The organism is Streptomyces sp. NPDC033966, assembly GCF_055575955.1.
This window is the reverse complement of sequence record NZ_JBVIRQ010000012.1, coordinates 188,708-206,096: the sequence shown is the minus strand read 5'-3', so window position 1 is coordinate 206,096 and position 17,389 is coordinate 188,708. Positions and strand designations below refer to the sequence as shown.

Annotated in this window: 17 protein-coding genes; 8 read left to right on the top strand and 9 right to left on the bottom strand. The window is 73.6% G+C overall.

What is annotated here, in order from left to right; all coding sequences use genetic code 11:
* Positions 1-39: 39 nt before the first annotated feature.
* On the top strand, positions 40-822 hold the full coding sequence (locus ACZ518_RS30185; RefSeq protein WP_469116183.1) for an SDR family oxidoreductase: 783 nt from the start codon (positions 40-42) through the stop codon (positions 820-822).
* A 40-nt stretch (positions 823-862) separates the two neighbouring features.
* Positions 863-3,454: a bifunctional FO biosynthesis protein CofGH gene (locus ACZ518_RS30180; protein WP_469116182.1), complete on the top strand. Its 2,592-nt coding sequence runs from the start codon at positions 863-865 to the stop codon at positions 3,452-3,454.
* Positions 3,455-3,506: 52 nt separating this feature from the next.
* Here ACZ518_RS30180 and ACZ518_RS30175 read toward each other — a convergent pair whose 3' ends face one another.
* A complete protein-coding gene (locus ACZ518_RS30175) occupies positions 3,507-4,583 on the bottom strand; it encodes a tyrosine-protein phosphatase (RefSeq protein WP_469116181.1) in 1,077 nt (358 codons plus the stop codon).
* Positions 4,584-5,162: 579 nt separating this feature from the next.
* Between ACZ518_RS30175 and ACZ518_RS30170 the strand changes: the two genes are divergently transcribed.
* The gene (locus ACZ518_RS30170; RefSeq protein ID WP_469116230.1) at positions 5,163-6,176 is read left to right on the top strand and encodes an ADP-ribosylglycohydrolase family protein; all 1,014 of its coding nucleotides are present in this window, start codon (positions 5,163-5,165) and stop codon (positions 6,174-6,176) included.
* Positions 6,177-6,230: 54 nt separating this feature from the next.
* Here the strand turns inward: ACZ518_RS30170 and ACZ518_RS30165 are convergent, their stop codons facing one another.
* A complete protein-coding gene (locus ACZ518_RS30165; RefSeq protein WP_469116180.1) occupies positions 6,231-6,971 on the bottom strand; it encodes a hypothetical protein in 741 nt (246 codons plus the stop codon).
* Between the two features lie 98 nt (positions 6,972-7,069).
* Between ACZ518_RS30165 and ACZ518_RS30160 the strand changes: the two genes are divergently transcribed.
* Entirely contained in the window at positions 7,070-7,930 is an 861-nt protein-coding gene (locus ACZ518_RS30160; RefSeq protein WP_469116179.1) for a TIGR03619 family F420-dependent LLM class oxidoreductase, read from the top strand.
* Between the two features lie 127 nt (positions 7,931-8,057).
* A complete protein-coding gene (locus tag ACZ518_RS30155) occupies positions 8,058-8,534 on the top strand; it encodes a hypothetical protein (protein WP_469116178.1) in 477 nt (158 codons plus the stop codon).
* Positions 8,535-8,620: 86 nt separating this feature from the next.
* Here the strand turns inward: ACZ518_RS30155 and ACZ518_RS30150 are convergent, their stop codons facing one another.
* The gene (locus ACZ518_RS30150) at positions 8,621-9,436 is read right to left on the bottom strand and encodes a hypothetical protein (RefSeq protein WP_469116177.1); all 816 of its coding nucleotides are present in this window, start codon (positions 9,434-9,436) and stop codon (positions 8,621-8,623) included.
* A 181-nt stretch (positions 9,437-9,617) separates the two neighbouring features.
* Here ACZ518_RS30150 and ACZ518_RS30145 point away from each other — a divergent pair, with 181 nt between their 5' ends.
* Positions 9,618-10,883, top strand: a complete 1,266-nt coding sequence (locus ACZ518_RS30145) for an MFS transporter (protein ID WP_469116176.1) — start codon at positions 9,618-9,620, stop codon at positions 10,881-10,883.
* Here ACZ518_RS30145 and ACZ518_RS30140 read toward each other — a convergent pair.
* The 3 genes from ACZ518_RS30140 to ACZ518_RS30130 form a co-directional block, all read right to left on the bottom strand.
* The gene (locus ACZ518_RS30140) at positions 10,880-12,079 is read right to left on the bottom strand and encodes a DUF4241 domain-containing protein (RefSeq protein WP_469116175.1); all 1,200 of its coding nucleotides are present in this window, start codon (positions 12,077-12,079) and stop codon (positions 10,880-10,882) included. The genes ACZ518_RS30145 and ACZ518_RS30140 overlap by 4 nt on opposite strands.
* Positions 12,072-13,343 carry a DUF4241 domain-containing protein gene (locus ACZ518_RS30135; protein ID WP_469116174.1) on the bottom strand — a complete coding sequence of 424 codons (1,272 nt, stop codon included), beginning with the start codon at positions 13,341-13,343 and terminating at the stop codon, positions 12,072-12,074. Before ACZ518_RS30135 ends, ACZ518_RS30140 begins: the two co-directional genes overlap by 8 nt.
* 61 nt (positions 13,344-13,404) lie before the next feature.
* On the bottom strand, positions 13,405-13,827 hold the full coding sequence (locus tag ACZ518_RS30130) for an ATP-binding protein (protein WP_469116173.1): 423 nt from the start codon (positions 13,825-13,827) through the stop codon (positions 13,405-13,407).
* 128 nt (positions 13,828-13,955) lie between these two features.
* Here ACZ518_RS30130 and ACZ518_RS30125 point away from each other — a divergent pair, with 128 nt between their 5' ends.
* Together ACZ518_RS30125 and ACZ518_RS30120 are read left to right on the top strand one after the other, a co-directional pair.
* The gene (locus tag ACZ518_RS30125) at positions 13,956-14,795 is read left to right on the top strand and encodes a helix-turn-helix domain-containing protein (protein ID WP_469116229.1); all 840 of its coding nucleotides are present in this window, start codon (positions 13,956-13,958) and stop codon (positions 14,793-14,795) included.
* A complete protein-coding gene (locus ACZ518_RS30120; protein WP_469116172.1) occupies positions 14,792-15,034 on the top strand; it encodes a DUF397 domain-containing protein in 243 nt (80 codons plus the stop codon). The genes ACZ518_RS30125 and ACZ518_RS30120 overlap by 4 nt, the downstream gene beginning before the upstream one ends.
* Here ACZ518_RS30120 and ACZ518_RS30115 read toward each other — a convergent pair.
* The 3 genes from ACZ518_RS30115 to ACZ518_RS30105 form a co-directional block, all read right to left on the bottom strand.
* Positions 15,031-15,369, bottom strand: a complete 339-nt coding sequence (locus ACZ518_RS30115) for a hypothetical protein (protein ID WP_469116171.1) — start codon at positions 15,367-15,369, stop codon at positions 15,031-15,033. The two genes, ACZ518_RS30120 and ACZ518_RS30115, sit on opposite strands and share 4 nt — an antisense overlap.
* Before the next feature lie 53 nt (positions 15,370-15,422).
* Complete coding sequence (locus tag ACZ518_RS30110; RefSeq protein WP_469116170.1) at positions 15,423-16,508, bottom strand: serine hydrolase domain-containing protein; 1,086 nt, start codon at positions 16,506-16,508, stop codon at positions 15,423-15,425.
* Between the two features lie 61 nt (positions 16,509-16,569).
* Positions 16,570-17,235 carry a DUF4097 family beta strand repeat-containing protein gene (locus tag ACZ518_RS30105; protein WP_469116169.1) on the bottom strand — a complete coding sequence of 222 codons (666 nt, stop codon included), beginning with the start codon at positions 17,233-17,235 and terminating at the stop codon, positions 16,570-16,572.
* Between the last annotated feature and the right edge of the window lie 154 nt (positions 17,236-17,389).

Here is a 17,389-nt window from a genome sequence, read left to right as displayed (position 1 = left end):
CCCGTCAGATCCTTGATCCGAGCCGCCAGGGGGCGCGAGATGCTGCTGCGAGGGAAGACCGTCGTCGTCTCCGGGGTGGGGGCCGGGCTCGGCCACCAGGTGGCCGCCGCCGTGGTCCGCGACGGCGGCAACGCCGTCCTCGGCGCGCGCACCGAGGCCAACCTGGCCAAGTCCGCCGCCGAGATCGACCCCGACGGCGCCCGCACCGCCCACCTGCCCACCGACATCTCCGACGAGCGGCAGTGCGAGGCCCTCGCCGCGCTCGCCGTCGAACGGTTCGGCGGCATCGACGCCGTCGTGCACGTCGCCGCCTGGGACTCGTACTTCGGCGGCCTGGAGGACGCCGACTTCGGGACCTGGCAGCAGATCATCGACGTGAACCTCCTCGGCAGCCTGCGCATGACCCGGGCCTGCCTGCCCGCCCTCAAGGCGGGCGGCGGCTCCGTCGTCTTCATCGGCACCCAGTCCGCGGTGGCCGCGCCCAACGAGGTCCGCCAGGCCGCCTACGCCGCCTCCAAGGGCGCCCTGACCTCCGCCATGTACTCCCTGGCCCGGGAGCTCGGCCCGCACCGGATCCGCGTCAACACCGTGCTGCCCGGCTGGATGTGGGGCCCGCCCGTGCAGGCCTTCGTCACCTTCACCGCCCACACCGAGGGCGTGCCCGAGACCGAGGTCCACCAGCGCCTGGCCGACCGGATGGCCCTGCCCGACCTCGCCACCGACGGGGACGTCGCCCATGCCGCCGTCTTCCTCGCCTCCGACCGGGCCCGGGCGATAACCGGCCAATCCCTGCTGGTCAACGCCGGTGAGCTGATGCGATGACGCCCTCCACCGGAATCCGGACGGATCGTATGCTCGCCACATGACCACTCCGAGTGACGCCCCGACCGACAACGCGATGCGCCGGGCGCTGCGCCGAGCCCGCGACGGCGTCGCGCTCGACGCGGCCGAGGCGGCCGTCCTCCTCCAGGCCCGCGGCCCGGCCCTGGAGGACCTGACCGCCTCCGCCGCCCGGGTCCGCGACGCGGGCCTGGAGGAGGACGGCCGGCCGGGCGTGATCACGTACTCGAAGAGCGTGTTCATCCCCCTCACCCGCCTCTGCCGCGACAAGTGCCACTACTGCACCTTCGCCACCGTCCCCGGCAAGCTGCGCCGTGCCGGCCACGGGATGTACATGTCCCCGGACGAGGTCCTCGACATCGCCCGCCGCGGCGCCGCCCTCGGCTGCAAGGAAGCCCTCATCACCCTCGGGGACAAGCCCGAGGACCGCTGGCCCGAGGCGCGCGAATGGCTGGAGGCGCACGGCTACGACGACACGATCTCCTACGTGCGGGCCATCTCCATCCGCATCCTGGAGGAGACCGGGCTGCTGCCGCACCTCAACCCCGGTGTGATGTCCTGGTCGGACTTCCAGCGCCTCAAGCCCGTCGCCCCCTCCATGGGGATGATGCTGGAGACCACCGCCACCCGCCTGTGGTCGGAGCCCGGCGGCCCGCACCACGGCTCCCCCGACAAGGAGCCGGCCGTCCGGCTGCGCGTACTGGAGGACGCGGGCCGCTCCTCGGTCCCCTTCACCTCGGGGCTGCTGATCGGCATCGGGGAGACGTACGAGGAGCGCGCCGAGTCGCTCTTCGCGCTGCGCCGGATCTCCCGGGCCTACCACGGGATCCAGGAGCTGATCATCCAGAACTTCCGCGCGAAGCCGGACACGGCCATGCGCGGGATGCCGGACGCCGAGCTGGACGACCTCGTCGCCACGATCGCCGTCGCCCGCCACATCATGGGCCCCTCGGCCTGCCTCCAGGCCCCGCCCAACCTGGTCGACGGGGAGTACGCCCGGCTGATCGGCGCCGGCATCGACGACTGGGGCGGCGTCTCCCCGCTCACCCCGGACCACGTCAACCCCGAGCGGCCCTGGCCCCAGATCGACCTGCTGGCCGAGCGGTCGGCGGAGGCCGGTTTCGAGCTCCGCGAACGGCTGTGCGTGTACCCGGAGTTCGTGCAGCGGGGCGAGCCGTGGCTGGACCCGCGCCTGCTGCCCCACGTACGGGCCCTCGCGGACCCGGAGACCGGGCTCGCCGATCCGGCCGCCGCCGTCGAGGGACACCCGTGGCAGGAGCCGGACGACTCCTTCGCCTCCTACGGGCGCACCGACCTGCACACCGCCGTCGACACCGAGGGCCGCACCGGCGACCGCCGCGAGGACTTCGACGAGGTGTACGGCGACTGGGAGGCCCTGCGCGAGGCCGCGGCGCCCGGCATGGTGCCCGAGCGCATCGACACCGACGTACGGGCCGCGCTGGCGCGGGCCGCCGACGACCCGGAGGGGCTCACCGACGAACAGGCGCTGGCCCTGCTGCACGCGGACGGCCCGGCACTGGACGCGCTGTGCCGGATCGCGGACGACCTGCGCAGGTCGGTGGTGGGCGACGACGTCACGTACGTCGTCACGCGGAACATCAACTTCACCAACGTCTGCTACACCGGCTGCCGCTTCTGCGCCTTCGCGCAGCGCCGCACGGACGCCGACGCCTACACCCTGTCCCTGGAGCAGGTCGCCGACCGCGCGGCCCAGGCCTGGGACGTCGGTGCGGTCGAGGTGTGCATGCAGGGCGGCATCCACCCGGACCTGCCGGGGACGGCGTACTTCGACATCGCGCGGGCCGTGAAGGAACGGGTCCCGGGCATGCACGTGCACGCCTTCTCCCCGATGGAGGTCGTCAACGGCGCCACCCGCACCGGGATGTCCGTACGGGACTGGCTGACGGCCGCCAAGGAGGCCGGGCTGGACTCCATCCCGGGGACGGCGGCGGAGATCCTGGACGACGAGGTCCGCTGGGTGCTGACCAAGGGCAAGCTGCCCACGGCCGACTGGACCGAGGTCATCACGACGGCGCACGAGCTGGGCATCCGCTCCTCGTCCACCATGATGTACGGGCACGTGGACCAGCCCCGGCACTGGCTCGGCCACTTCCGCACCCTGTCCCGCATCCAGCAGGAGGCCCTCGCCAAGGGCGTCGCGGGCTTCACGGAGTTCGTGACGCTGCCCTTCATCCACACCAACGCCCCCGTCTACCTGGCGGGCATCGCCCGGCCCGGCCCGACGGTCCGCGACAACCGGGCGGTCACGGCGATGGCGCGGCTGCTGCTGCACCCGCACATCCCCAACATCCAGACGAGCTGGGTGAAGCTGGGCGCGGAGGGCGCGGCGGAGATGCTCCGCTCCGGGGCCAACGACCTGGGCGGCACGCTGATGGAGGAGACCATCTCCCGGATGGCCGGGTCGAGTTACGGCTCCTACAAGTCCGTCCAGGACCTCATCGCGGTCGCGGAGGCGGCCGGCCGGCCCGCGAAGCCCCGTACGACCCTGTACGGGGAGGTCCCTCAGGAGCGCCAGGACGCGGCCCGCGCCTCGGACGGCCACCTGCCGGAGCTGCTGCCGGTCCTGGAGTGAACGCGCGGGAGCGGGGCCCGTCGTCCGCACGGGCCCCGCTCCCCGCCTGCGGTCAGCCGACGAGGAGGTCCTTCTTCAGCTCGCGCAGCTCGCGGGCGTCGAGGCCGAGCCCGTCCTTGAGGTAGCGGTCGAAGGAGCCGTACTGGGCCTTGACCTCGTCGTAGCCCGCGTTGAGGTACTCGGGGCGGACGTCGAGCAGCGGCTTGTAGACGGCCGCCTGCTGGGCCGGGAGGTGGGAGAGGACGGCGTCGTCGGCGGCCTTGCGGTAGTCGTTGCTGGCCAGGTAGTCGGCCAGCACCGTCTCCTGGGGGACGCCGAGGGCGGTCAGCAGGGTGGCGTTGGCCCAGCCCGTGCGGTCCTTGCCGGCGGTGCAGTGGAAGAGCGCGGCGCGGCCGCGGTCGCCGCGTATGCCGTCGAGGACCTGCGTGTACGCCTTCTTGCCGCCCTCGCCGCCGACCATGGCCTTCTCCGCGTCGACCATGGCCTTGACGGCCTCGTCGGGGGTCTTGGGCATGGTCTGGAAGGAGCCGGAGCCCGCGAAGACGTCGGCGACGACGTATTTCGCGCCGGCCGGGACCTTGTCGGCGTTCTTGCCGCGCTCGTCCTGCGTGCGCAGGTCGAAGACGGTGCGCACGCGCAGCCGCTCCAGCTTGGCGAGGTCGTCGGCGGTGAGCCGGGCGAGGGCGTCGGAGCGGTAGACCTCGCCCATCTTCACCCACTGGCCGTTGGCGGTGCGGTAGCCGCCGGCGTCACGGAAGTTGACCGTGCCCTCCAGCTTGATCAGCCGGTCGGCGAGGCGCAGGCCCTGGCCGTGGTCCGGCTGGAAGTCGAACCACTGCCGGTCGGCCGCGGGCAGCCCGTCGACCACGGCCTCGCCCCGGGCGCCGCCCCGGGCGACGACCTTGCCGCCGGCCTTGACCACGACGCGCTCGGTGCCCTTGGTGTTCCACTTCAGGGTGTACGAGCCGTCGGCGGAGGCGGTGACGGTGGCCTCGGTGAAGGGGATGGCCGAGCGGTCCTGGTGGCTGGCGAACCACTCCCAGTCGGAGGCGGAGGCGGTGGGAACGGCGGCCAGGGAGGCGGCGAGTGCGGAGGCGACGGCGGTCGCGGCGAGGAGGGCCTTCTTCATGCCTCCGAGGCTGTGGGCGCCCGGCGAACGCCGGATGAACGAGGCGTGGCCGAAAACGACCGGGGTGAAGGCGGATGACAAAACGTGCCACTCGGCTGGGCGGTGGCCGGAACCGTCCGCATTCCGGCCGTTCTCCGCTCAGTTACGGGCGACCCGCCGGAGCGCTTCCGAAAACGACCGAACCCGTCCACTACAGTGCGCGTCCTGAGCGCCTTGGGGGACGGCATGGACACGACGACGAGCACGGCGGACGGCGGGACGACGGGGGCGGTGGGCGGCACGCCCGACGCGGGCGGCGGTACGACGGACACGGCTGTGCTGAGGGTCGTCCCGACCGGGCCGGCCGGGACGGGCGCCACGGGGGTCACGGGAGCCGCAGGCGCCACGGGAGCCGCCGCCAGGGCGGCCCGGGCGGCCTCCGCCGGCGCGGCCCGGGCGGCGGCCGGCATCGCGGCGGCCTCCGGGGACCCTGCCCCCGGCACCACACGGCTCGCCGCCGGAAGCGCGGACACCGGCCCCTCGGGCGCCGGGCACACCGGGAGCGTCGGGCTCGGCTCCACGGGAGCCACCACCGGAGGCATCGGCACCGCGCTGTGGGGGCGGGCCCAGCAGCAGGACTTCCGGAGCCGGGTGCGCGGGGCGCTGCTCGGGGCCGCGCTCGGGGACGCCCACGGCAGCCGGGGTGCCGTCACGGCCGCCACGCAGCTGACCCTGTTCACCGTCGACGGCCTGATACGGGCCCACGTACGCCGGGACACCGGCGGCTGGCACCCGCCGACCGACGTCCACCGCGCCTACCGCCGCTGGTCGGCCACCCAGCACGACTGGGGCCCCGACGAGCGGCGCGAGGACAACGGCTGGCTCGCCAACGAGGAGTGGCTCTACGCCCGGCGCGGCCCGGAGCGGGCCTGCCTGACCGGCTTCGGCGACGACACCCTCGCCACTCTCGACCAGCCGAAGAACCCCACCGCCAGGGACGCCGCCGCCGCCGTCCGCTCGGCCCCCTTCGGGCTGCTGGTCGGCTGGGAGCCCGCGCTGGTCCTCCAACTGGCCGTCGAATGCGCGGTCCAGAGCCACGGGCACCCCGCCGCCTACCTGTCCGCCGGGGCCTTCGCCGTGATCGTGCACGGCCTGACCCGGGGCGACTCCCTCGACACCGCGGTCCGGCGCACCCTCCCCCTGCTCGCCGCCCGCCCCGGCCACGAGCCCGTCACCGAGGCCCTGCACCGGGCCCTCACCGCCGTCACCCGGGGCGAGCCCGGCCCCGTCGCCGTCGAAGCCCTCTCCCCGGGCGGGGGCCGTAGCGCCGAGGACGCCCTCGCCGTCGCCGTCTACAGCACCCTGGTCGCCGAGGACGTCCCGCACGGGCTGCGCCTGGCCGCCGCCGGCCGCGGCGGCCCCCTGTGCGGGGCCCTCCTCGGCGCCCTGCACGGCGAGACGGCCCTCCCCGCGGCCGGGCTGGCCGAACTGGAGGGCCGGGCGATCCTGCTGGAACTGGCCGATGACTTCGCCCTCGAACTGACCCAGGGCTCCTCCCTGCACGGCCCCGCGGTCACCACCTCGGCCTGGCTGACCCGCTACCCCCGCGGCTGAGGCCGTCTCCGGCCCCGCCGGCGATCGAGGGGCGGGTCACGCCCCCGACCGGGGTCACACCCCCGACCGGGGCCACACCCACAGCGCCTCCGCGACCCCGCACACCTCCCCCTCCCGCGTGGCCAGCGCCGTCCCCACCCGGCACTTGCGCCCCTCGACCCCGAGCAGCCACGCGTACGAGAGCAGCCCCGACGCACCCGGCACCGCACGCAGCAGCCGCCCCGTCAGCGCCGCGGTGACGGCTCCGGCCGGCCCGCCCGCCAGCAGCCGGCCCGCCGCGTTGCCGGGGCAGTCCAGCGCGGCCCAGGCCAGCTCGGGCGGCAGCAGCCCGTCGGCGTCGAGGAGTGCGGCGTCCGGGGTCCAGGCGGTGGCGACGAGGTCCCGCCCGGGCACCAGCCCGCAGTGCAGCCGCAGCCCCGTCGCCGGGGTCCGGCCCAGCCCGCAGCCGAAGCAGTCGACCTCCCCGCCCGGCGGGTCCGCCCGGTAGGCGTCGGCGGCCTTCGAGGCCTCCGCCCAGGAGGGCGCCCCCGGTACCTCCCCGCCCGGCGCGGCCACCGCCGAAGCGGCGGCCAGCAGCACCCCGTCCGCGTCGAGCAGCGCGGCCCCGCCGCCCCCGGTGTCCGGTTCCAGCCGCACCGCCGTCCCGGTCGGCACGGGCCGCCGGAAGTCCACCCGCACCGCCCCGGTGTCCCCGGGCAGCCGCCCCGCGAGCAGCCCGGCCACGTATCCGCCGAAGGCCACCCCGGGGTAGCCGTGCAACGCCTCCGGAACGGTGATCGTCTCCATCGAGTCCATGCGGCCACCTCATCACACACCAACGGACCAACGCCCTGCCGCCCGCACGGCGATGCCCGTACCTTGGCCCTCCCGACGTCTCGGAGGTGCCCTCGCCCATGCGGATCGCCACGACCATCTTCCTCACCGACCGCACCGTCTCCCCCACCCGCCTCGCCCGCTCCCTGGAGGAGCGCGGCTTCTCCGGCCTCTACCTCCCCGAGCACACCCACATCCCCGTCAGCCGGGACACCGCCGCCCCCATGGGCGGCGAACTCCCCGCGCAGTACGGCCGCACCCTCGACCCGTTCGTCGCACTCGGCCAGGCCGCCGCCGTCACCGAACGCCTCCACCTCGGCACCGGCATCACCCTCGTCGCCCAGCACGACCCGATCGGCCTCGCCAAGCAGGTCGCGACCGTCGACCACCTCAGCGGCGGCCGCCTCACCCTCGGCATCGGCTACGGCTGGAACGTCGAGGAGGCCGCCGACCACGGCGTCGACTGGCCCACCCGCCGCGAACGCGTCCGGGACCACATGGCCCTGATGCGCGCCCTGTGGGCGCCGGAGCCGACCGCGTACGAGGGCCCGTACGGCTCCGTCCGCGCGAGCTCGGCGTACCCGAAGCCGGTCCAGGCCCCGCGCGAACTCGCCCCCGGGAAGCCGCTGCACGGTCCGCGCACCATGATCGGCGGGGCGGCCGGCCCGAAGCTGTTCGCCGCGATCGCCGACCACGCCGACGGCTGGCTCCCCATCGGCGGACGCGGCCTCACCGAATCCGTGCCGGCGCTCCGCCGGGTCTGGGAGGACGCCGGGCGCGACCCCAAGGACCTCCAGGTGGTCCCGTACGCCGTCCAGCCGACGCCGGGCAAGCTCGGGCACTACGCCGAACTGGGCATCGAGGAGGTCGTCCTCCAGCTCCCGTCGGCACGGGAGGCGGAAGTCCTGCGCGCCCTGGACGACTTCGCCCAGTACCTCTGACACCCCCGCACTCCGGCCGCACGGAACCGGATCACCCCGCCCCGGCGTGTCTGCGGGTGCCGCCGCCTGCCCGGACGGCTGCTAGCTTGGCCCGTCTTTCGACCGACTCGCCCTTGGGGGACTTCCCGTGCACAGCAACCTGCGTATCTCCGTCGCCGCCGCAGCCGGAGTCGCGGCCGTCCTCACCCTGACCGCCTGCGGCAGCGACAGCAAGCCCGCCGCCGACAAGAAGCCGGACACCGCCGCCTCCGCCCCGTCGGCGGCCACCCCGGCCGCCTCCCCCGCCACGGGCGGCGGCACGGCCGCGGGCAGCCTGGACGGCGGCTGGATCTCCATGCAGACCCCGGGCAAGGGCGTGGTGCTCACCGTCAAGGGCCAGAAGGCGTTCGTGGTCGAGGCCGCCTCCGGCCTGACCTGCGAGGGCACCGCCAGCGGTTCGACCCTGGACCTGAAGTGCCCGGCCGGCGCGACCCGTTCGAAGGGCAAGGTCGACTCGGTCGACGCCACCACCCTGAAGGTCACGTGGGAGGGCGCCGGCCAGGACACCTTCCAGAAGAGCGAGCCGGGCAAGCTCCCCTCCCTCCCGGCCCTGCCGAAGTCGTAGTCGCAACCCCGGCCGACCCGGACCGCCCCGCCACCGCCGCCCTGCGCGCCGGTCGCGGGGCGGTGGAGACACCCGCCGGACAGGCCCTAGCCCTTCGCCGCCTGTTGCAAGGTCCGCAGGGTCCACCCGCGCCCGGCCGGATCGAGGGGGCGGGTGGCGGCGGTGAAGAGTTCCGCCGTGCGCCGGTAGGAGAGCCGGGCGCGGCCGGTGAGCGGGCACCGGTCGGCCGACGGCGTACCGGCCGGGGCCCGGCGTTCGGTGAGGAACAAGGGGCCCTCGATGCGGCCCGCCACCAGCAGCGGCAGTAGCCGCCCGGCCCCGCCACGCCAGCGCAGCACCGGCCCGGCCGAACCGCGACGCGTCCTTCGCGCCACCAGATCGAGCTCGTCCACGTCCAGCGCCAGCAGTCGCTCGATCGGCGCGCCGGTCTCGTACAGCAGCCGCCAGAACGTCTTCTCCCGCAGCGGCGCGCGCAGCGCGAGCACCGCCCTCGCCTCCGCCTCGCCGAATCCCGCCTCCGTCTGCGCCTTGTCGCGGCGCTGAGTCGGCAGCCTGGCGGGCTCCGCCCCGAGGTCGGCGGTCAGCCAGCCCTGCGCCCGCCACCAGCCGAGCGCGCTGCGCAGCGCGGACAGCTCGCGGTTGGCGGTGCGTGCGCCGACGGCCGCCGATCGCGCCGCGAACGCCGCCTCCAGCCGTCCGGCCGCCTGCGGTCCGTCCAGTGCCGCGAGCGCCACCACCGGCGGCACGGCCCGCCGCCGCTCGCCACCGACCGGGACCGGGCGGCCGACCAGCAGCCACGCCCAGGTGGTGAGCGCGATCCGGTACACCCGGCGCGACGCCTCTCCGAGCGGCGCGGCGGCGAGATAGCGCTCGACGGCTACGGCGTACTCAACGGGAATCACTGTCGCAGTAAACCGACACCGGAAGGTTTTGGTCAACCATCGGTGAACAGCCGCTCTTCCGGCAGTAAACAGCTGATTTACTGCGGCAACTCAGGCCTCGGAGAAAATTGATGCGGCTAGGCTCAGGTTTCTCCCGCCAATTCCTTGCAGGGGATCGCTCCAGCAGGGCACGCTGCCGCCCATGGCTTCGAATTTCCGCCGATTTCTGATCGGCTACTCGGCGTCCCTGCTGGGCTCCGCGATGGCGCCGCTCGCGGTGACCTTCGCCCTGCTGGACGGCGGCGCGGGCGGCTCCGGAATCGGCCTCGTGATGACCGCCCGGGTGCTGCCGATCGTTCTGCTGCTGCTGCTCGGCGGTGTGGTCGCGGACCGGCTGGGCGGGCGACGGGTGATCCTGGCGACCGACGCCGGGCGGTGCCTGGTGCAGGCGGTGCTCGCCGTGGTGCTGGCGGCCCGGCCGGGGCTGTGGCCGGTGGTGCTCCTGGTCGCGGTGTGGGGCGTGGGCGAGGCGCTGTTCATGCCGTCGCTGGACGCGCTGATTCCCCGGCTCACCGACGACAGCGGCCTGGCGGACGCCAACTCCATGCTCGGGACCGCCCGTTCGGCCGCAACGGTGGCCGGGCCGGTCCTCGCCGGCCTGCTGATCGCCTCGGTCGGACCGTCCTGGGTCCTTGCGCTGGACGCCGTCAGCTACGCGGTGAGCTTCCTCGCCCTGCGCGGACTGCCCGCCCTCACCGACGGGGCCACCGCCGCCGGCGGCCGCCCCGAGCCCTCACTGCTCGCCGAACTCCGCGATGGCTGGGCGGAGTTCACCGCCAAGCGGTGGATCTGGGTCACCTCGCTGCACATGGGCCTGTTCAACCTGCTGGTGTGGGCACCGTTCCTGGTCCTCGGACCCGTCGTCGCGGAGCAGCGGCTCGGCGGCGCCCGCGGGTGGGGGCTGGTGATGGCCGTGTACGGCGCGGGGGCGACGGCCGGTGGGCTGCTGATGCTGCGCCGTAAGCCGCGTCGGCCGCTCGTCGTCGCCACGGTCGCGACGCTCGGGTGGGTACTGCCCTCCGCCGCGCTCGCCTGGCACGCCCCGGTGGGGTGGATCTGCGCTGCGGCGCTGGCCGCCGGATTCGGCTCGACCGTGTGCGGCAGTCTCTACGCGACGATGCAGCAGCGCGACGTCCCGGCGGAGGCGCTGGCCCGGGTGAGCGCGTACGGGACGCTCGGCGCCTTCGCCCTCGGCCCGCTCGGGCTCGCCCTCGCGGGCCCCCTCGCCGCGGCGGTCGGGACGTCGACGGTGCTCGGCGCCGGCGCGGCCTGGCAGGTGGTGGCCGCCACGGTCGTCCTCGCCGCACTGGCAGGCCCGAAGGCTCGACGGGAGTGGGCAGGCGGAGAGGGGCGCGAGGGACTGCGCGCTGCGGAAGACTCACCGCCGCGGTCCGCCGCCTCGGGCTAGGGGTCGAGGTCCAGTCCGAAGGCCGTCCGGACGGCCACCCGGACCACGTCCCCGGATGCCGAACGCCCCACCCACACCGGGTGGACCCCGTCTCCGCCGGTGCAGAAGACCGCCAGGTCCGCACCGAGGCTCCCGCCGTCCAGGTGCATCCCGGCGGCGGAATCCGCTAGGCGGTCGTGGTCCGGGGACCCCGCCCGCCGGGCCCGCTCCAGCAGGTCCCGCAGGTCCACCCACGCCTCGGCGTCGCCGAAGGCGCCCGTGGCCGCGTCCGTCCCGAAGCCGAAGGCCTCCCCGGCGCGGAGCCGGAGCGTGTCGTCACCCGGCCCGAGCGCCATCTCCCACACCGCCACCGGGGCGTCACCGATCCGCAGCCGGACGGCCGCCACCTCCTCGTACGACCCCCAGTACTCCTCCGGCACCTCGACCCAGGCCGCCTCGACGGGGTACGTGCCCGGCGGCACGGCCACCGTGATCCGGGACAGTCCCTCCCCCGTGTCCGGGCAGGCCACGGCCAGCACCCCGCTCGGCACGCGCAGGCTGCCGCACGGCACCGGGTCGAGGACCTTCAGCCCGGGGATCTCCGCCCCGGCCCGGAACACCCGGTCGAAGTCGGCGGGCCCGCGCAGCCGCGAGGGCTCCCGCCGCCAGCCGGCCGCCTCCACGGCCGGCGGCGCGCCGACCCAGTCCGGGAGCGAGTCCGCGACGGGCAGCCCCGGCCAGTCGTCGAAGCCCGGCCGCACCGTCCACAGGTCCCCGTCGGCCACCGCCACCTCGGCCTCCAGGGACTCGCCCCGCATCCCCCCGGGCTGGTGCGAGATCCGGGCCGTGCCGTCGGCGGACAGCTCCACCGCCGTCCGGGGGCAGTCCACCGCGTACTCCGCCGTCCGCGCGTCCGGGTACCGCCGCACGAGCAGCCGCCGGACCAGCAGCCGCCCCGCGTCGTCCCGCAGCCGCAGCTCCGCCTCGGCGGTCCGGCGCCCGTGCTCGTCGTACGCCCAGGCGTCGACGCAGCCGGCCCGCCACGCCACCACCCGCACCCCGAGCGGCACTTCACGGCCCGGGGCGCGGTAGACCACCGCGTACGGGAGCCCGGCCGCGTCCCGCGCCCGCGCCTCGCCGGCGGACAGCCGCCGCCCGCCGGTACGGGACGCCACCTGCCAGGACTCCTCGAAGGTCACGTACGTCCCTTCAGGCACCGGCGGTGTCCCCGTCCCGCTCCGGGAGGATCTCGGGCATGCCCTCGGTCAGCACCACGACCGCCACCACGTCGCCGGCCCCGCAACGCCCGACCCACACGGGGTAGGTGCCGTCCCCGCTCGTCGCGAAGGCCATCAGCTCGCCGCCGGTGGCCGTGTCCCAGGTCCGCTGCATGAACATGGAACCGTCGTCGAGGTCCTCGTACCCGTCGAGATCCGGCTCCCCCTTGATCAGCCCCCGCTCGAAGAGCGAGAGGAGGGCCTCGAAGGACCCGGCGTCGGCGAAGCAGCCCGTGGCGCCGTCGGTGTCGAAGCCGGCTATCTGCTTCTCGATGAACAGCCGGAGGTCGTCGTCCGCCCCGAGGGCCATCTCCCAGGACACGGCGGGGGTTTCGCTGACGAGCAGGCGGACGGCGGTGGGGGCCGTGGTCGTCACCTCCTTGTCCCGCCACTCGCAGTGGTAGCTGTAACGGACCCGCGCCTCGTCGAGCACGTACTCCCCGGGCGGGACGGGAACGGTGATCGCCGGACCCTCGTCGCAGTTGTCGGGGCCGGACACGGCCAGCAGCCCGCTCGGCACGCGCAGGCTGCCGACGCGGCGCGGCTCCACGACCGTCTGCTCGGGGTGGTACCCGTCGGTGACCCGCACCCCGGGCCGGAACAGCTCACCGATCCGGCCGGGCTGCGCGGGACGCGGCGGCCGCCAGCAGGTGGCGGGGGCCTCGCCGGCACCGCCCTCGACGACCTCTGCGGCCTCGAACACCGGCGGCTCCGCGAACCCGTGCACCTGCGCCGAGAGCAGCGGCCACTCCCCGAAGGCGGGCCGGTCCGTCCAGCGCTCGTCTTCGCGGAGGGTGGCGGTGGTGGAGTACCCCCGGGGCTCCTCCGTCCGCCGCCCCCTCCCGTCCGGGAAGAGGTCCACGATGACGCGCGGGCACTTCGGGTCGAACTCGGCCATCTCCGGGCCGGTGTAGTACCAGCCGACGGAGTACCGGCGAAACAGCCGCTGCGGGTCGTCCAGCAGCCGCATGTCCAGGTCGAAGGTACGGCGGCCCTGGTCGTCGTAGACCCACAGCCCGACGTAGTGGTCCCGCCAGGAGACGAGCCGGACCTCCAGCGGCGCCTCCCGCCCCGCCGCCCGGTACACCACCACGTACGGCAGCCCGGCGTCATCCCGCTCCCGGGCCTCCCCGGCGGACAGGGGCCGCCAGGGCCCGCGGGCCTCCAGGTCCCACGCCTGCGCGTACCCCACCTCGACGACCATGGCCGCTCCTTGCTCGTGTCCCGTTGCCTGTGCAAGGTAGCCGGGGCGTGTGACAACGCCCCTACCGGGCCAGCTCCGCCCAGACGGTCTTGCCGATGATCCGGTCCATGACCCCCCAGTCGGTCGCGAGGGCGTCGACGATGCGCAGCCCGTACCCGGACTCCGCCTGGTACGCGTGGGGCCGCACTGCGGGTCGCCGGTCACGGCGGGGGTCGGACACCTCCAGCCGGAGCACACCCTCCAGCAGCGTCATCCGCAGCTCGAAGTCCCGCCCGATGACCCGGCCGTGGGTGACGGCGTTGGAGGCGAGCTCCGCGACGAGGAGCCCGGCGTCGGCGGAGAGCGCGGTGCCTTCGGGGACACCCCAGTCGTGCAGGGAGACGAGGGCCAGCTGCCGGGCGAGGCGGGCGCCACGGGGGGTGCAGCTGAAACGCTGAGTGAACACGCGTACGAAGGCCTGGGGGTGGCCGGAGGGTGCGGTCATGGCTATAACGTCCCGTGGAGGCAGGGGAGTTCCCAGCACGTGGACTACTACTGATGAAGAGTAGTAGTCCAGTGACTGGACAAGCGTAGTCACCGACCGTGAGCATGAGTAATCGGGAGGTGACCGTGATGACGGCTGGCGAGGGCGGCAACGGTGACGAGAAGGTGGAGCCCGACCCCGACCTGAAGAACTTCGGGGACATGCTCAAGGCATCCCGCAAACGGGCCGATCTGACCCAGGAGCAGTTCGGTCCACGGGTCGGGTACTCGGTGCAGTACGTGGCTTCCGTGGAGCAGGGCCGCCGACATCCGTCCGTGAAGTTCGTGAACAAGGCGGAGGAGGTGCTGAACACCTTCGGGGTCATCCAGATCGCGGCGAGGCAGATGACGCGGAGGCGTGGGCTGGCCTCGTGGTTCAGGCGGTGGGCGGAGCTGGAAGAGACGGCGGTCGCGCTCAATACGTATGAGTGCAGGGTGGTTCCGGGACTGTTGCAGACCGAGGCCTACGCGCGGGCGCAGATCCAGAACGTGCCGCCCATGCCTACGGCCCAGGAAGCGGAGGACCGGATAGCCCGACGCCTGGAGCGACAGAAGCTGCTCACTCGAACCCCCTACGCGTCCTTCAGCTTCATCATCGAGCAGACGGTGATCGAACGGCAGACGGGGGGCCCGGAGGTTTCCCGTGGGCTGATCGACCACCTGTTGGAATGCTCCCGGCTCCCCAACGTCGACATTCAGCTCATGCCGACGGTCAGCCCGGAACACTCGGGCACCGACGGCCCCTTCCGGCTCCTCGAAACCCAGGAAAACGAGTGGTGGGGCTACAGCGAAGGCCAGCAGTCGGGCCAGGTCCTGTCCGACCCGAAAGACATCAGCATGCTCCACCAGCGGTATGCCAAACTTCGCATCCAGGCCCTCAATCCCACGGACAGTGCGGGCCTGTTGATGCGATTGCGAGGATCCCTGTGAACAGCTCCCAGCTCCGGTGGTTCAAGAGCAGCTACAGCGGTAGCGAGGGCGACAGCTGCGTCGAGGTCGCCCTCTCCTGGCAGAAGTCCACCTACAGCGGCAGCCAGGGCGACGACTGCGTCGAGGTCGCCGCCTGCGCCGACACCGTCCACGTCCGGGACTCGAAGCTCACCGCGAGCCCGGAGCTGGCGGTCAGCCCCGCCACCTGGACCGCGTTCCTCGGCGGGGTCACCCGCTAGGGCGGCGGGATCGGTCCCGGCGCCGCCACGCCCGGGGCCGGACGCCAGAAGCGCCCGTCAGGCAGGGCCTGACGGGCGCCGAGGAAGTAGTCGGCATCGCGCTGGAACCGGACACCCGGCACGGCGCCGCGTACGTGTGTCCAGATGCTCGGCGCCACGCGGTACTCGCCGGACACCATCCAGGGGTCGTCGCCCAGCACGAAGAGGTGCCGGATCTTGAGGAACTGGTCCCGGGTGAGGGAGACGGACTCGACTATCTCTTCGTCCGCGTCACCGAATCCGGTCAGGTCCCAGACGAGGTTGTACCCGTCCGCGAATGGATAGTCGCTGCTCATCCAGCTCAAGCTAGGCGGCCCCTGAGGGCCGCCGCACCTGCTTTTCCCGGCGCTCAGGCGCCGAACGCCTCGGCGAGCAGGGACTGCTGGACCGCCGTGAAGGCCTCGGCCGTCTTCGCGAGGTCGAGCCGCGCGTCGCCCGTGGTGAGCGAGGCGGTGAGGGTGGTCCGGCCGTCGGGGGAGCTGAACATCAGGGCGCCCCAGCCCCAGAAGCCGCCGTTGTGCGTGTAGAGCGTGCCGTGCTCGGTCTCCTGGACGATCAGGCCGAGGCCGTAGGCGAACTTGGTGTGGGGCGAGCGCATCTCGTCGAGCAGCGGGGCGGGCAGGAGCTTGCCGCTCATCAGGGCGGAGAAGAAGGTGTGCAGGTCCCGGGTGGTGGAGATCATGTCGCCGGCGGCGGAGATCCAGGAGGGGTTGGCGCGGGTGACGTCGACGGTCTTCCACTCCTCGCCGTCCTGGTACGTGTAGTAGCCGTGGGCGTGGGGCTCGGGGAGCTCGGGCGAGGCGTCCGGGACGCTGGTTCCGGTCAGGCCCAGCGGGGTCAGGAGCCGCTCCTGCATCTCCTCGGCGAAGGGGCGGCCGACGACCTTCTCGACCAGGAGGCGCAGGAGGACGTAGTTGGTGTTGGAGTAGCTCCAGTCCGTCCCCGGCTCGAAGCGGGCGGGCTTGGAGAGGGAGAAGCGGACGAGCTCCTCGGGCTCGTAGGTGTGGAAGAGCTTGTCCACCCACGCCTGGCCCTCCCAGTCGATGCCCGGGGCGATGGTGCCGTCCTCGTAGTACTCGCCGGTGTGGGCGAAGAGGCCGCTGGTGTGCTGGAGCAGCATCCGGACGGTGATCCGGCGGTCGAGCCCGTACTCGGGGAGGTGGTCGTCCACGGGGCCGTCGAGGGCTATCAGGCCGTCGGCGACCAGCTGGAGGACGAGGGTCGCGGTGAAGGTCTTGGTGTTGCTGCCGATCCGGAAGTGGCCGTCGGTCGGCGGAGCGGTGTTCCCGCCGAGTTCGGCGGTGCCGGCGGAGGCGGCCCATTCGCCGCGCGGGTCGTTGATGCGCACCTGTACCCCGGCCCAGCTGCCGGATGCGGCGATCTCCTCCACGGCCTTCTGGAGCTGCGGGCGGTCGTTCGGCGTGATGGCGGACATGGTGGTGTGCTCCTCGGGGTGTCGGGCGTGCGGTTCGGTGCGGTGCGGGGTGGGCGGGGGCTCAGGCGGTGCGGGCGGTGATGTCGCCGTAGGCGGTGGTGGCGTGGATGGTGAGGGTGTCGCCTTCGCCGGTGTTCTGGAGGGCGTTGCTGATCCGGCCGTAGGAGGTGCCGGCGTCGAGGGAGGCGGAGACGCCCCGGGCGGCGCCGACGGTGATGTTGCCGTGCTCGGTGCGCAGGGTGACGGTGCCGCCGGTGGCCTCGGCGATGGTCAGGTCGCCCTTCTGGGTGCGGATGTCGGCGGAGCCGGTCAGGCGGCCGACCGTGATGTCGCCGGCGGCGAGGGTGAGGCGGACGCGGGCGGCCTCGTCGAGCTTGACGGTGCCGTGGGCGCTCTCCAGGGACACGTCACCGAGGCGGCCGGTGGTGGTGAACTCGGACGACGCCGTCTTCGCCTCGATGCTGGACCCGGCGGGGAGCTGGACGGTGACCCGGACGGAGCCGGAGGCGCCGAACGCCTCGTTCTTCTGCGGGGTGCTGATGCGCAGGACGCCGTCGCGGAGGTCGACGGTGGTCTCCTCGGCGGCCTTCACGTCGCGGCTCTTGCCGGCGTTGGCCGGGAGGATCTCGACGGTGGTGTCGGCGCGGTCGGTGGCGATGAAGCGGATGTTCCCGGCGGGGACGTCGAGGAGGGTGGCGATCGCGGTGGTGGTGGCGAAGTTCTGCATGGTTTTTCTTCCTTCAGTTCGTTGCTCGCTGTTTCCAACGACCTGAACGCTACGTCGCGTTCAAAGACCGAGCAACAACTTCGTTGCGAGGAATCCCTATCCCTGCTGGTCAGAGCTGTGAGATCGTTGCACCACGCCTAAATCTAACGCAACG

Bases quoted from the DNA above. Each gene is read 5' to 3' on its own strand.
- ACZ518_RS30180 (WP_469116182.1), top strand. From the start codon at position 863: ATGACCACTCCGAGTGACGCCCCGACCGACAACGCGATGCGCCGGGCG.
- ACZ518_RS30145 (WP_469116176.1), top strand. From the start codon at position 9,618: ATGGCTTCGAATTTCCGCCGATTTCTGATCGGCTACTCGGCGTCCCTG.
- ACZ518_RS30105 (WP_469116169.1), bottom strand. From the start codon at position 17,235: ATGCAGAACTTCGCCACCACCACCGCGATCGCCACCCTCCTCGACGTC.
- ACZ518_RS30135 (WP_469116174.1), bottom strand. From the start codon at position 13,343: ATGGTCGTCGAGGTGGGGTACGCGCAGGCGTGGGACCTGGAGGCCCGC.
- ACZ518_RS30165 (WP_469116180.1), bottom strand. From the start codon at position 6,971: ATGGACTCGATGGAGACGATCACCGTTCCGGAGGCGTTGCACGGCTAC.
- ACZ518_RS30125 (WP_469116229.1), top strand. From the start codon at position 13,956: ATGACGGCTGGCGAGGGCGGCAACGGTGACGAGAAGGTGGAGCCCGAC.
- ACZ518_RS30185 (WP_469116183.1), top strand. From the start codon at position 40: ATGCTGCTGCGAGGGAAGACCGTCGTCGTCTCCGGGGTGGGGGCCGGG.
- ACZ518_RS30160 (WP_469116179.1), top strand. From the start codon at position 7,070: ATGCGGATCGCCACGACCATCTTCCTCACCGACCGCACCGTCTCCCCC.
- ACZ518_RS30115 (WP_469116171.1), bottom strand. From the start codon at position 15,369: ATGAGCAGCGACTATCCATTCGCGGACGGGTACAACCTCGTCTGGGAC.
- ACZ518_RS30175 (WP_469116181.1), bottom strand. From the start codon at position 4,583: ATGAAGAAGGCCCTCCTCGCCGCGACCGCCGTCGCCTCCGCACTCGCC.
- ACZ518_RS30130 (WP_469116173.1), bottom strand. From the start codon at position 13,827: ATGACCGCACCCTCCGGCCACCCCCAGGCCTTCGTACGCGTGTTCACT.
- ACZ518_RS30110 (WP_469116170.1), bottom strand. From the start codon at position 16,508: ATGTCCGCCATCACGCCGAACGACCGCCCGCAGCTCCAGAAGGCCGTG.